11 protein-coding genes and 2 pseudogenes are annotated in these 12,811 nt (G+C 75.1%); 6 read left to right on the forward strand and 7 right to left on the reverse strand.

The genetic code is table 11. From position 1 onward, the window contains the following. The 3 genes and pseudogenes from ABD981_RS05920 to ABD981_RS05930 all read right to left on the reverse strand — a co-directional run. Nucleotides 1–774 (reverse strand): annotated as a pseudogene (locus tag ABD981_RS05920) (FAD-dependent monooxygenase); the annotation flags it as partial. Nucleotides 775–1,082: 308 nt separating this feature from the next. After that, a pseudogene (locus ABD981_RS05925) lies at nucleotides 1,083–1,676 on the reverse strand (GntR family transcriptional regulator); the annotation flags it as partial. Nucleotides 1,677–1,758: 82 nt separating this feature from the next. Then, nucleotides 1,759–2,967 (reverse strand): CaiB/BaiF CoA transferase family protein, encoded by a 1,209-nt coding sequence (locus tag ABD981_RS05930; protein WP_123955077.1) that lies wholly within the window; start codon nucleotides 2,965–2,967, stop codon nucleotides 1,759–1,761. A gap of 164 nt (nucleotides 2,968–3,131) precedes the next feature. Between ABD981_RS05930 and ABD981_RS05935 the strand changes: the two genes are divergently transcribed. Then, a complete protein-coding gene (locus ABD981_RS05935) occupies nucleotides 3,132–4,337 on the forward strand; it encodes an acyl-CoA dehydrogenase family protein (protein WP_046911159.1) in 1,206 nt (401 codons plus the stop codon). Nucleotides 4,338–4,400: 63 nt separating this feature from the next. Here ABD981_RS05935 and ABD981_RS05940 read toward each other — a convergent pair whose 3' ends face one another. Beyond that, nucleotides 4,401–5,060, reverse strand: a complete 660-nt coding sequence (locus tag ABD981_RS05940; RefSeq protein WP_046911160.1) for a DUF1326 domain-containing protein — start codon at nucleotides 5,058–5,060, stop codon at nucleotides 4,401–4,403. A 221-nt stretch (nucleotides 5,061–5,281) separates the two neighbouring features. Between ABD981_RS05940 and ABD981_RS05945 the strand changes: the two genes are divergently transcribed. Together ABD981_RS05945 and ABD981_RS05950 are read left to right on the forward strand one after the other, a co-directional pair. Further along, a complete protein-coding gene (locus ABD981_RS05945; RefSeq protein WP_046911161.1) occupies nucleotides 5,282–6,124 on the forward strand; it encodes a DUF2182 domain-containing protein in 843 nt (280 codons plus the stop codon). Nucleotides 6,125–6,216: 92 nt separating this feature from the next. Then, on the forward strand, nucleotides 6,217–6,660 hold the full coding sequence (locus tag ABD981_RS05950) for an SRPBCC family protein (RefSeq protein ID WP_046911162.1): 444 nt from the start codon (nucleotides 6,217–6,219) through the stop codon (nucleotides 6,658–6,660). Nucleotides 6,661–6,789: 129 nt separating this feature from the next. Here ABD981_RS05950 and ABD981_RS05955 read toward each other — a convergent pair whose 3' ends face one another. Next, a complete protein-coding gene (locus ABD981_RS05955) occupies nucleotides 6,790–7,293 on the reverse strand; it encodes an FBP domain-containing protein (protein ID WP_046911163.1) in 504 nt (167 codons plus the stop codon). Between the two features lie 79 nt (nucleotides 7,294–7,372). Then, entirely contained in the window at nucleotides 7,373–8,854 is a 1,482-nt protein-coding gene (gene yczR / locus ABD981_RS05960) for a MocR-like transcription factor YczR (protein WP_046911164.1), read from the reverse strand. Between the two features lie 109 nt (nucleotides 8,855–8,963). On the opposite strand from yczR, the gene ABD981_RS05965 reads away from it, so the two are divergent. Further along, nucleotides 8,964–9,182: a hypothetical protein gene (locus tag ABD981_RS05965; RefSeq protein ID WP_046911165.1), complete on the forward strand. Its 219-nt coding sequence runs from the start codon at nucleotides 8,964–8,966 to the stop codon at nucleotides 9,180–9,182. Continuing rightward, entirely contained in the window at nucleotides 9,179–9,712 is a 534-nt protein-coding gene (locus tag ABD981_RS05970) for a universal stress protein (RefSeq protein WP_046911166.1), read from the forward strand. The genes ABD981_RS05965 and ABD981_RS05970 overlap by 4 nt, the downstream gene beginning before the upstream one ends. Here ABD981_RS05970 and ABD981_RS05975 read toward each other — a convergent pair. Then, nucleotides 9,697–11,253: a DUF6777 domain-containing protein gene (locus ABD981_RS05975; protein ID WP_382748382.1), complete on the reverse strand. Its 1,557-nt coding sequence runs from the start codon at nucleotides 11,251–11,253 to the stop codon at nucleotides 9,697–9,699. The two genes, ABD981_RS05970 and ABD981_RS05975, sit on opposite strands and share 16 nt — an antisense overlap. Before the next feature lie 93 nt (nucleotides 11,254–11,346). Between ABD981_RS05975 and ABD981_RS05980 the strand changes: the two genes are divergently transcribed. Further along, complete coding sequence (locus tag ABD981_RS05980; protein WP_382748383.1) at nucleotides 11,347–12,768, forward strand: streptophobe family protein; 1,422 nt, start codon at nucleotides 11,347–11,349, stop codon at nucleotides 12,766–12,768. The last annotated feature ends 43 nt before the right edge of the window (nucleotides 12,769–12,811 follow it).

The following is a 12,811-nucleotide window of genomic DNA, read 5'->3' on the forward strand; positions in this document are numbered from 1 at the left end:
CCGTCCCCGGCCTCCGGTCCCCCGCCCGCTGCGCGGCGGGAGAGTTCGGGCGGGACGTTTCATCGACACGCGGTAACGGCCGTTTCCCTCGCAGCGGGATGCACCACCAGGACGTCGTCGTCCGGGCCGTCCGTCCGTCTGGGCCGTCAGGGCCCCGCCGTGTCGACCGCACCCCGTAGCCGGGCGGCAGGTCCCAGTCGACCTCCACGTCGCCCAGCATGTACTCCTCGGGGAAGGCCCGCCCTCGAAACCGAGACCGAGCTGCTTGCGCACCGTGCTGTGCGCGCCGTCGCAGCCGACCAGGTACCGGCAGCGGAGCTCCTCCTCGGCCGGCGGCCCGCCAGTCCGGGTCGCGAGGAGCCGGGCGGTCACCCCGTCCGCGTCCTGCCCGAACGACACGAGTTCCGTGCCCCGTTCGATCCGGGTCCCGAAGCCGGCCAGGAACTCCTCCAGGATCCGCTCCGTCTCGTACTGCCGGGAGCGCGGCGAAGCGGTACGGGACCTCGGGCGGCAGCACCAGCTCCAGGCGGGACCGCTCGACCCCGTCGACGTACAGGAGCTGCCCGCGCATCGGGACGGCCGCCTCCCACGCGGCCCGCGCGCAGCCCATCCCGGTCCCAGACCTCCAGGGTGCGCGGCTGGATGCCGACCGCCTTGGCGTACGGGAGGCGGGCGGGCAGCCGCTCGACGATCCGCACGCCGGCGCCGCGCCGGCGCAGCTCGGCGGGCCGCGGTGAGCCCGACCGGGCCCGCCCCGACGACAAGGACGTCCAGGACGCCACGGCCGTCCGCACCGGCCGGGACCGGCCACTGAGGGTGTCACTGTCGCTGCGCATCGTCGGCGCCTCCTGACCCGGGCCCCTCCACCATCGTCCGGTGCCCGACCGGACGCCGCACCCGCGCCGCCGCACCCGCGCCGCCGCACCCGCGGCGGAGCAGGCACCCGAGCCGCCCTCGGGCCGTGGCGCCGGCTCACTCCCGGAGGAGCACCTCGCGCCAGCGCGGCGACCGCGTGGTCCCCGGTGCTCGTCCAGCCATCGCACCGTCGCGTCCGTGTCGCCCCCGGCCAGCGCCGAGATGACCGCCCGGTGCTCGTGGACGGCCACGTCCCGGTGCGCGTCCTCGACGTAGTAGAGCGAGCGGTACGCGTCGGTCGCGTCCCACAGGGTGGCGATCAGACGCACCAGGCGGGGCATTCCGGAGGCCTCGATCAGCGTGAAGTGGAAGCGCCGGTTGGCCTCCGCCATCGCGGCCACGTCCCCGGCCTCCGCGGCGCGCTCCACCTCGCGCTGGGCCTCCTCCAGGGCGTCGGGCAGGCCGTCGGGCAGCCGGTGGGCGGCCTCGCGCACGGCCTCCGTCTCCAGGAGCCGCCGGATCCGGTAGATCTCCTCCAGGTCCTCCAGGGACAACTCGGCCACGAAATAGCCCCGGTGGACGTGGTGCACGACCAGCCCCTCGGCCTCCAGCGCCTTCAGGGCCTCGCGCAGCGGGACCCGGCTCACGTCGAGCCGCGCCGCCAGGGTCTCCTGCCGGATCGCTCCGCCCGGCCGCAACTCCCCGGAGGTGATGGCACGTCGCAGCTCCGCCAGGACGAACTGCTGGGCGGTCGGTGGCCGCCGTCTCTCCACCGCGCTGCTCATCGCCGGTGACCTTTCGCTCGGGGGTGTGCGCTCCATCTTGCTACGGGCCCCGGGACGCGGTGTCGAGCCTGTGGACGACGGCCTGTGGACGACCGGGGCGGCCGTGCTCCGGTGCCGGTCAGGCCTCGGGGCGCCCCAGTTCGGCCAGGAGCTCGTCGGTGTGCTCGCCCAGGCGCGGGGGAGCGGTGCGGTAGGCGGCGGGGGTCGCCCCGAGCGTGATCGGGTGGGCGACCTGCCCCGGGCCCGCGGCGGAGGCGGGGACGCGCGGGGCGAGTCCCAGGCGGTCGGCGAGGGCGAAGGCCCCCGCGAGGTCGTTGATCGGGCCGCAGGGCACTCCGGCCTCGGTGAGCACCTCGAACCAGGCGTCGGCGGTGCGCCCCGCCAGCGGCCCGGAGAGCGCCTCGACCAGCTCCTCGCGGTGGGCGACCCGGGCGGTGTTGGCGGCGAACCGGGGGTCGTCGGCGAGCCCGGGATCCCCGATCCGCTCGCAGAGCACGCGGAACTGCCGGTCGTTGCCGACGGCCAGGACCAGCGGCCGGTCGCTCGCCTCGAACACCTCGTACGGGGCGATGCTCGGGTGCCGGTTGCCCATGGCGCGCGGGACGGCCCCGGTGGCGAGATGGGCGGCGGCCTGGTTGGTGAGCGCGGACAGCAGCGAGGTGAGCAGCGAGACCTCCACCCGCTGGCCCTCGCCGGTGCGCTCGCGGTGGCGCAGGGCGGCGAGGACGCCGAGGCCGGCGTGCAGGCCGGTGATCACGTCGACCAGGGCGACCCCGGCCTTGGTGCCGGCGCCGCCGGGTTCGCCGGTGACGCTCATGAGGCCGCCCATGGCCTGCACGAGCAGGTCGTAGCCGGGCAGGCGGGCGCCCTCCGCCGCGCCGAAGCCGGTCACCGAGCAGTAGACGAGCCCCGGGTTGGAGGCCCGCACCCGCTCGTAGCCGAGGCCGAGCCGGTCCATCGTGCCGGGGCGGAAGTTCTCCACGAGGACGTCCGCGCGGTCGACGATCGCGCGGGCCGTCGCGAGGTCGGCCGGGTCGGTCAGATCGAGGGTGACGGACCGCTTGTTGCGGTTCACGCCGAGGAAGTACGTGGCCTGCCCGTCGGCGAACGGAGGACCCCACGCGCGGGTGTCGTCGCCGGAGCCCGGCCGCTCGATCTTCACGACCTCGGCGCCGAGGTCCGCGAGCAGCATCGTCATGTACGGCCCGGCGAGCACCCGGCCGAAGTCGGCGACGACGATCCCGGAAAGGGCGCCGGGAGGAAACGGCTCCGGCGCGTGCGGTGAATCCGGAGTCTCCGGCGCGTCCGGTGCTTCCGTGGGACCCATGGGCACTCCGCTCTCCTCCGTCGGGCGATCGGCGGCGATCGTCGGTGATCGGGATGTCCCCGGACCGTACGCAGCGGACAGGCGATATTCAAGACTGGATCCAATATCCAATCTGGGGCTAGGCTGCCGCACGCCGAGTTGCCACAGTCGCCAGGAGGCCGTCCGTGAAGTCGTCGCCGAAGCCGTCGCGTTCGTCCCAGTCCTCGCCCGTCCACCCGCTCGATCTGCTCGCGATCGACGGGCTGCTGACCGACGAGGAGCGCGAGATCCGCCGCACCGTACGGGCCGCGGCGGACCGCGAGCTGCGCCCGCACGTGGCCGGCTGGTTCGAGCAGGGCGCGATCCCGGCCCGCGAGCTCGCCCGCACCCTCGGCGGCCTCGGCGTCCTCGGCATGCACCTGGAGGGCTACGGCTGCGCGGGCACGAACTCCGTCGCGTACGGCCTGGCCTGCATGGAGCTGGAGGCCGTCGACTCGGGCCTGCGTTCCCTCGTCTCCGTCCAGGGCTCGCTCGCCATGTACGCGATCTGGAAGTACGGCTCCGAGGAGCAGAAGCAGCGCTGGCTGCCCGGGATGGCGGCCGGCGAGTACATCGGCTGCTTCGGCCTCACCGAGCCCGACGCCGGCTCCGACCCCGGCGCCATGCGCACCAACGCCAAGCGGGACGGCTCGGACTGGGTGCTGAACGGCACCAAGATGTGGATCACCAACGGCTCCGTCGCCGACGTCGCCGTGGTGTGGGCCCGGACCGAGGAGGGCGTCCGCGGCTTCGTCGTCCCCACGGACACCCCCGGCTTCAGCGCCCCCGAGATCAAGCAGAAGCTGTCCCTGCGCGCCAGCGTCACCAGCGAGCTCGTCATGGACGACGTCCGGCTGCCCGCCGACGCGGTCCTGCCGGAGGCCCGCGGCCTGTCCGGCCCGCTCGGCTGCCTCAACGAGGCCCGCTTCGGCATCGTCTTCGGCGCGCTCGGCGCGGCCCGCGACTGCCTGGAGACCGCGATCTCCTACGCCGCGGACCGCACCGTCTTCGCCCGCCCGCTCTCCTCGTACCAGCTGACCCAGGCGAAGCTCGCCGACATGTCCCTGGAGCTCGGCAAGGGCATGCTGCTCGCCCTGCACCTCGGCCGCCTGAAGGACGCGGGCGAACTGACCCCCGAGCAGATCAGCGTCGGCAAGCTCAACAACGTCCGCGAGGCCATCGCCGTCGCCCGCGAGTGCCGCACCATCCTGGGCGCCAACGGCATCACCCTGGAGTACCCGGTGCTGCGCCACGCCAACAACCTGGAGTCGGTCCTCACCTACGAGGGCACCAGCGAGGTGCACGCCCTGGTCATCGGCAAGGCGCTCACCGGCGAGCAGGCCTTCCGCTGATCACCGGCCGGCCCGGCGGGGCCTGATCCGACGGGCCCCCCGACTCGGCGTGGGACGTCCGTCTCACCGCTGGTCGGGACCGGTCCAGTCGAAGGTGATGTGCTTGCTGGAGCGCCCTTCGCGGCTCCAGAGGAAGCCGTGGGCGTCGGCGCGGTCCGCCGTCGAGCGGCCCCAGGTCGCGACCTGGCCGGGGCCGGTCTCGGCGCCCGGCAGGTTGGTCGACTGGACGCGCGCGCCCTCCGGGGTCGTGGGTCCCGTGAGCGCGACCGCGCTCGCCTCGACCCGGCCCGGCACCACGGCCCGCCAGCTCGCGAGGTCGTCGGCGACCTCGATCTCGACGGGGGCGAACTCCATGCCGCGCATCTCGGCGCCCATCATGCTCACCATCTCGGCGGGCCAGCTGCCCGCCTGCCCGCTGAAGATCATCTGAAGCGCCTCGCGCTGGGGGTCGTCGGCGCGTTCGTCGACGAAGACCGCGGCGTACGTGTCCGTGTGCTCGGCCCAGATGTTGCCGACGAACGAGCCCAGCATCAGCACGTTCAGCCCGTCCAGCGACACGTCGCCGTACCGGCCCTCGCGGATGTGCCAGGCCAGGATGCCGTCGCAGTCGCCGTGGGTGGGGAGCTGGGCGAAGGAGCAGGGGCAGGGCACGTTGCACTTGCAGGTGTCGAACCAGTCGCCCGCCGCGTGCCACCGGGGAACGGCCGCCGTCGTCTCGGACATCTCCCTGCCTCCTCGTGACCGTGCCGGGACGTCGGTCTCGGGAGGACGGCACAACCCCCGGGAACCATCGCCGGCCCACGCCCGGGTCGTACGGGGTATCCACTCCGATTGTCCCACCGCGGGGCCCGCCCGGAGACGATGCCTGCCGCGTACACGCGTCCCCCCTGCGCCCCCGCCCGCCCCCCCGCGCAGAGGTGGACGGGCCGTGATGTGCTGGAAGGGTGCGCCTCGACCGGAAGGCCCTGTCACCCCCTCTGCGTCCGGCGAATCTGCTGTCGGCCCGGCAGCTCGCCCTCGCCTGGTCGCTGATGGCGGCGATCGCGGTCCTGGCCTGGGTGCTGGTGGTCGAGCAGGCCCGTGACATGGGGGTCGAGCCGGGCACCATGGGCATGGGCGTCGCGCCGTTCCTGCTGCTGTGGCTGGTCATGATGATCGCCATGATGTTCCCGTCGGTGGCCCCGGTGGCCCTCACCTGGGCGCGGGCCATCGGGCGCCAGGCGCCCACGCGGGCCGTGCGGGCGGCCCGTACCGCCCAGTTCGTCAGCGGCTACCTGCTGGCCTGGACGGCCTTCGGCCTGGTCGCCTACGGGCTGCTCGCCGGAACGGGGGCCCTGGTGGACGCGCACCCGGGCGCCGGGCGCTGGATCGGTGCCGGGGCGTTCCTGGTCGCCGGGCTGTACCAGTTCGGCCCGTGGAAGGACCTCTGCCTGCGCCACTGCCGGAGCCCGATGGGCCAGCTCGTGCGCTACGCGGGCTTCCGGCCCCGCGCCCGCGATCTGCGGGTCGGGGCGCACCACGGGGCGTACTGCGTCGGCTGCTGCTGGGGGCTGATGGCCGTGCTCGTCCCGCTGGGCGTCATGAACGTCCTGGCGATGGCCGCGGTGGCCGTGGTCGTCTTCGTCGAGAAGCTCTGGCGGCTGGGCCCCGTCTTCGCCCAGGTCGTCGGGGCGGCCTTCCTCGTGCTCGCGGTACTGAGCCTCTTCCAGCCCTGGCTGCTGCCGGGCCTGATCCCGTCGCCGTCGCCCATGCCGGAGATGCTCCGGGGGCAGGCCCTCTCCTTGTAGCACCCCGCTGCCTCACGGCCGGGAGGCGGCGGTCTCGACTCTCTGGGATCGTTGCCGTGGAGCCCAGGCCGGGCACAGAGCGAGGAGCCGCAATGTCCGGAGAGTTCGAGGCCAGCGTCGAGGTCGACCGCCCGGTGGAGGAGGTCTTCGCCTACCTCGCCGACGGCCGCAACGACCCCGAGTTCAGCCCCCGGGTCCTGGAGATCACGAAGACTCCGGACGGCCCGACCACGGTCGGGACGGTGTTCCGCAGCACCGTGAAGGACGCCGGGGTGAAGACCTCCCGCGAGTTCCGCATCACCGCTCTGGGAGCGCCGCGCACGATCCGCTGGAGCGAGCAGAGCAAGAACCTCATCACGGCCGAGGGCGGCTACGACCTCGAACCGCTGCCGGACGGCCGCACCCGGGTCCGGATCTTCAACGTGCTCGAAGGCCACGGTCTCGGTCGCATCCTGCTCGGCCCGGCGCTTCGCGCGGCTCGCAAGGACGCTCCCGACTTCGCCCGCCGGATCAAGGCCGCCGTCGAGCGTTCCTGACCCGGCACGGTCTCGGTCCCGGGCCGCCCGGTGCCGTGCGGCAGGGCCGACCGCCGGTCCGCGGGACCCGAGGACCGACGGTCGGCCGGACCCGCGGACCGGAGGCCCGCCCGATCCGGAAGACGCGGCCTAGCCGGCCGTCACGCGGTCCACGAAGGCGTGCAGGTTGCCCATCATCCGGTCGAGCCGCTCCGGCACGCTCAGGGACTCCTCGTGCCGGAGGCCGCGCAGCCGGGGCTCGCGCTTGCCGCGCACGTAGAGGGGGCAGGCGAGGTCGGCGCAGACGTAGGTGCCGATCGTGTTGCCCTCGCGACCCCGGGTGCCCGCGAGCGGTGCGGCCAGCAGGGTGACGCCGGACGAGGCGTGCGCGGTCAGGCAGATCTGGCACATGCTGGACTTCACGGCGCTCGTGCGGCCCACCGCCGGCACCCGCAGGGTGACGCCGACCGGGCCCTCCGGACGCGGGACGACGAGATGGGCGCGCAGCGGCGCGCCCGGGTCGACCCAGCCGAGGAAGTCGAGGTCGGACCAGGGGAGCTCGGCGAAGTCGAGCGGCGTCTTCATCCGGGCCGCGTCGCCCTTCGTGCAGTTCACGAAGGACGCACGGATCTGTTTGTCGGTCAGAGGTTCCACCCTGGGACCGTACACACGGTCCGTCGCCCCGGGCATCCGATTATCGGGCTGCCGGGGCGCGCGGGGCGCGCCGGACGGCTCAGGCCACCCACTCCGGCAGCCCGGGGTCGGCGATGCGCGCCGGGGCGCCCGCCAGGGCCGCCGCGAGCCGCTCGGCCGCCGTCTCGTACACCTCGCCGGGCAGCGTGTACGGGATGCGCAGCCGGTGTTCGTGGGTACCGGGGTCCACCCCGAACCGGGCTCCGCCCTCGACCCGCACCCCGTGCCCGAGGGTCCGCGCCGCGAGCGGGGAGGCGATCGGGCGGCCCAGGTCGATCCAGAGGCACAGCCCGCCCGGCGGCAGCGTCCACCGCCATTCCGGCACGTGCCGGGCGAGCGCCGACACCAGTGCCTCCCTGCGCCGCCGCAGCTCCCGGGCGCGGTCCGGGAGGAGGGGGTCGATCCGGTCCATCAGGGCCACGGCGACCAGCTGGTCGAGGACCGAACCCGACAGGTCGTGGGTGATCCGCACCCGGGCCAGCTCCGTCACCATCCGGGAGGAGGCCCGCGCCCAGCCCACCCGCAGCCCGCCCCAGCAGCTCTTGCTGAGCGAGCCGACGCTGATGATCTGCTCCGCCGTCCCGGGCCCGGCCGAGGCCGCGAACGGGCGGGGCGCCGGGACGTCCAGGGCGATGTCGGAGAGCGTCTCGTCCACGACCAGCCAGGTCCGGGTGGACCGGGCCGCGCCGGCCACCTCCCGCCGCTGCTCTTCCGGCATCAGGCGGCCGGTCGGGTTGTGGAAGTCGGGGATCAGGTAGGCGAGCCGGGGCGCGGTCTGCCGCAGCGCCGCCTCGATCAGGCCGCTGTCCCAGCCCGTCTCGGTGACCGGCACGGGGGTGATCCGCAGCCGGTGGTTGCGCATGGCGTCCAGGGCGTTGGTGTACGAGGGGTTCTCCGCCAGCACCCGGTCGCCGGGCCCGCCGAGCAGCGCGAGGGCCAGCGCCAGCGCCTGCTGGGCGCCGGTCGTCACCAGGATCTGCTCCGGCCGGGTCGGCAGTCCCCGGGCGGAGTACCGGTCGGCGATGGCGGCGCGCAGTTCCGGCAGGCCGTACGGGTGGTAGCCCTGGGTGGTCGCGTAGCGGGGCAGTTCGGCGGAGGCGGCGGCCAGCGCCTCGGCGAGCACGCCCGCCGGGGCCTCGGGCGCGGCGAGCGCGAGATCGATCACGGACCCGGTGTCGCCGTGGATCGCGGCGGGACCGATCGGCGACTGCCCCTCGGGGAGCGCCGTCCAGGTCCCCGCGCCCTGGCGGCTGTGCGCGTAACCGCTCTCCCTGAGCAGGTCGTACGCGGAGGTGACGGTGGTCCGGCTGACGCCGAGGGCCGTGGCGAGCTCGCGCTCGGCGGGCAGCCGCATCCGCAGCGCCACCCGTCCGTCGAGCAGCGTCTCGCGCACCGCCCGGGCCAGTTCCCGGTAGCCGAAGCGGCCCTCGGGCGGCGGGGTGAGCAGCGCCGCGAGCTGGCGGCCGCTCAGCATGCGGTCCGCGACGGTGACCACGGTACGGACCACTCGACCCTGTGCCATGCCAATCACTCCTCATTGGCTCTGCTGTCCAGGCCAATAAGGCTACAGACTCCCGTCAAGTGGCCTGCGGGCCAGGGCAAGAGGAGCAGCAGGGGGAGAGGAGCACACCATGTCCGGACACTTCACCGACCAGGACGAGAGGGCGTGGCAGCGGCGGGCGGAGCAGCAGGTCGCCGTGCCCTTGGACATCGGATCGTGGATCCAATCACTCCGGCGCGTGGTGCTCCACCGGGCCGCCCGCGCGGAGACGGCCTCCCCGTCGGCGACGGCCACCGTCACCGTTCCCGCCGCGCCCGTCGCCCGGCCCCGCTCCTGCGAGCCGGCATGAGCAGGATCGTCGTCGGCGTGAGCGGCTCGCTCGCCTCGCTCGCCGCCCTGCGCCACGCCACCGCCCTCGCCCGCCGCGAGCGCGCCGAACTGCTCGCCGTCCTGGCCTGGGGGCCGCCGGAAGGGGAGGCGGCGTACGCCCGCACCCCCGACCGGGCCTGGGCGGGCATGTGGGCCGAGCACGCCCGGGCCGGGCTGACACGGGCCTTCGAGGACGCCCTGGGCGCCGCCCCCGAGGGGCTCGTCGTGGAGCGGCGCCTCGTGCGCGACGCTCCGGCCGCCGCCCTCTGCCGGGCGGCCGACCGCCCCGGTGACCTGCTCGTCCTCGGCACGACCACGGGCCGCGGCCGCCTCGGCGGACCGCGCCGACGGCCGGTGCTGCGGGCCGTCACGGCGCGGGCCGGGGGACCCGTCCTCGTGGTGCCGGGACCGGTGCTGCGCCGGGGCGAGGCCCGGGTCCTGCGGCGGCACGCCCGTGCCGCCGTCGTGGCGCCGGGGGAGTACCCGGCGCCCGCTCAGACGACCGGCTGAGGACCGGGGGCGCCCGGCGCGCCCGGCGCGGGCGGCGAGGTCGACGCGGAGGTCGAGGGAGAGGTCGACGCCGAGGTCGCGGCCGAAGCCGTCCCGGACCTGGTCGCGCTCTCGCTCGCCGAGGACGACGACGCCGCCGAGGACGAGGATCCCGTCGTCGTCAGGTTCGCCGGCTGCGACTGCGGACCCGAGGAATCCGAGGCGGGCGCCGACGAGGACGACGGGGACGACGACGAGGAGGACGGTGCCGACGGGGACGAGGACGACGTGGAGGGCGACGAGCTCGACGAGGACGTCGACGGGCAGGGCGAGGGCGTGATGCCGCCGACCGGCGTCGGGGTCTCCGTCCCCGTGATCGTCACGCACGGCGGCGGGCTGATCGGCGAGGTGGACGGGGAGGTGGACGGGGAGGTCGAGGTGGACGTCGACGGTGACGTGGAGGGGGAGGTCGGGGGCGGCGGAGGCGTCGTGTGCTGGTCGTGACGGCCGGTGTCGCCCGGCTTCCTGGCGATCCAGCGGTCGTCGTGCGGGTCGTAGATCACGAAGATGTTGATGACCGTCACCGAGGGCTGCACGACCACCGTGTTGCTCGGCCGGTAGCCGGGCCAGGCCGCGCCGACCGGCTTCGGCGCCGACTGCGCGACCGGCGGCGTCAGCGGGTTGCCGCAGGCGCACCGCACCCGGGGCACCCCGTGGTCGTCCACCAGGACGGCGGTGCCGGCCTGGAGCACGGACTGGAACCGGGTCGGGGCGCCGTTCTGGAAGCCGTGGTTGGTGACCCGGGTGTCGACGCGCAGCTGGAGCGAGGTCAGGGAGCGCAGATAGCCCGGGACCTCGGCGGCCGAGATGCCGAGGACCTGGGCGAAGGCCGCGTTCTTCGGGGGCTCGGCGGCCAGGAAGCGGATCTGCTGCTCGACGTCGCAGCTCGACGTGCGGTGGGTGCCGCCGTACAGACCCGGGGCCGAACCCGACACGCTGCGCGTGGCGTTGGTGTCGGTGCCGGTCTCGGGGGGCAGCGGGACGGGTGACATGGAGGCGCCGGGCGCGAGGGCCGTCGAGCGGGTGAAGGGGTGGGGGCCGGCGGCGGAGGTGTTCTGCAGGAAGACCTCGCCGCCGCCGGCGCCCGCCTCGTTCCCGCCGCCCCCGCCGTCGCCCCGGGTGAGGACCACGACGAGCGCGATCGCCGCCACCAGGACGGCGGTGAGCGAGGCGACCTTCGGCACCGAACGCCACCACGGGCCCCCGCCGCCACCGCCCGCCGCGCCTCCGCCCGTACCGCCGGCACCGGATCCGCCGCCGCCCTGGCCTCCGCCCGGAGCGCCGCCGGAGCCTCCCGGACCGCCGCCCCCGCCGGAACCGCTCCCGCCGGAACCGCTCCCGCCGGAGCTTCCGCCGGATCCGCCGCCGGAACCGTCGTACGGCGGCCCTGAAGGCGGTGGGGGCGTGGCCTGGCCGGGGCGCGTGGTCGGGCCCGAGAGGGGTCCCGAGGGAGGGCCGGCAGGGGGGACCGAGGGGGTGCCGGACGGCGGGTGGGAAGTCACGTTTTTCCCTTTCTTCCGTTCCGCGCCCATTGTGTGCGCCAACCGGGTCCCGCCCGCAAGCGGACCGCGCCCTCCGGTACTAGCGTGGGCGGGGTGAGCACCCCGCTCTCCACCCCAGCCGGCCCGCCCCCGGGCCCCCGCCCCCCGGGGCACCTCGTCCGTGACGCGGCGCTGGCGCTGCTCGCGGTCGCCGCCGGACTCGTGGCGATGGGCGTCGTCGCCGGCCTCGGACTGTGGGCCGCGGGCGCCGCGGACCTCCCCGGCGGCGCGGGCGCCTTCGTCGCCGTCCTCGCCGCGGTCGTCGTCATGGCCGCGGGCGGCCAGGTCGGCCTCGCCGGTGACGCCGGCGACCTCGCCGGCACCCAGGCCGAGATCACCGCCATGCCGCTCACCGTCACCCTGGTGGGCGCACTCGTCACCGGCTTCTGCTTCCTGCGCCCGCTGCGCCACCACGCCGTCGCCCGCAGCCGCGACCTGCTGTCCCTCGCCGTGCCGACCGTCCTGATCTGGCTGGCCGCGCTCGCGGGCCTCTCCGCGCTGGCCCGGCACGACTTCCCGATCACCCTCGGCGGCGACACCTCCCAGGGCGGCGGCGACCTCGGCGACCTGTTCAGCGAGCTCCTGGACGCGGTGAACCCCTCCGTGGGCTTCCGCACCGACCTCGGCCCCACGCTCTTCTACGGCCTGCTGTGGATCCTCGGCGTCCTCGTCGTCGCCCTGCTCGTCTCCCGCCGGACCCCGCTGCCCGCCCGCCTCGTCCGCCACCACCAGGCCGTCCGCCCGGCCGCCTCCGCGATGCTGCTGCTCGTCCTCGCGTACGTGGTGATCGGCCTCGTGATCGGGATCGTCGTCGCCGCGACCAAGGGCCACGCGGCGCAGACCCTCGCCGTGCTCCTGCTCGGCCTGCCCAACGTCAGCTGGCTCGCCCTCGGCGTCGGCATCGGCGGTTCCTGGCAGGGCCGGGTCGACGGCCCGTTCGGGCTGCCCATGCCGCAGATCCTCGACGACGTGCTGCGCGGCGGGAACGGCGGCAAGGACCTGTCCACCCTCGACCTGTCCTCCCTCGCCTCCTACGACGCGCGCGCCTGGTGGCTGCTGCCGGTCGCGGCCGTCCTGGTGCTCGCCGCCGCCTTCGTGGCGGCCGTCCGCTCCCCGGCCCGCACGCGGCTCTGGCAGCACTCCCTCCACCTCGGGATCGCCTTCGCCCTCGCGATGCTCGTCGTCACCCCGCTCACCCTCGTCGAGGCGCGGTTCGGCCTCTCGATCCTCGGCATCGGCGAACTGGAGTCGCTCGGCGGCGAGGTCGTGCTCCGCCCGGACGTCTGGAAGACCGTCGGCCTCGCCCTGCTCTGGGGCCTGGTGGCCGGCTTCCTCGGCGGACTGCTCGCCACCCCCGTCCGCCGCCGCGGCGAGGTCGACGCCGGGCGGCCGAAGGACGCGGCGCCCCCGTCCGAGCCGCCGACACCGCCGGTACCGCCCACGCCGCCCGTGCCGCCGGGGCCGCCGGCCGGGTGAGGCCGTCACGGACCACGCTCGTCACCCCGCCCCACACCCTCAC

The organism is Streptomyces showdoensis, assembly GCF_039535475.1.
Lineage (GTDB): Bacteria > Actinomycetota > Actinomycetes > Streptomycetales > Streptomycetaceae > Streptomyces > Streptomyces showdoensis.

What these genes read in the sequence shown, in the direction of transcription:
- ABD981_RS05930 (WP_123955077.1), bottom strand. Translation starts at nt 2,967, where the DNA reads ATGGGTCCCACGGAAGCACCGGACGCGCCGGAGACTCCGGATTCACCG.
- ABD981_RS05940 (WP_046911160.1), bottom strand. Translation starts at nt 5,060, where the DNA reads ATGTCCGAGACGACGGCGGCCGTTCCCCGGTGGCACGCGGCGGGCGAC.
- ABD981_RS05950 (WP_046911162.1), top strand. Translation starts at nt 6,217, where the DNA reads ATGTCCGGAGAGTTCGAGGCCAGCGTCGAGGTCGACCGCCCGGTGGAG.
- yczR (WP_046911164.1), bottom strand. Translation starts at nt 8,854, where the DNA reads ATGGCACAGGGTCGAGTGGTCCGTACCGTGGTCACCGTCGCGGACCGC.
- ABD981_RS05965 (WP_046911165.1), top strand. Translation starts at nt 8,964, where the DNA reads ATGTCCGGACACTTCACCGACCAGGACGAGAGGGCGTGGCAGCGGCGG.
- ABD981_RS05970 (WP_046911166.1), top strand. Translation starts at nt 9,179, where the DNA reads ATGAGCAGGATCGTCGTCGGCGTGAGCGGCTCGCTCGCCTCGCTCGCC.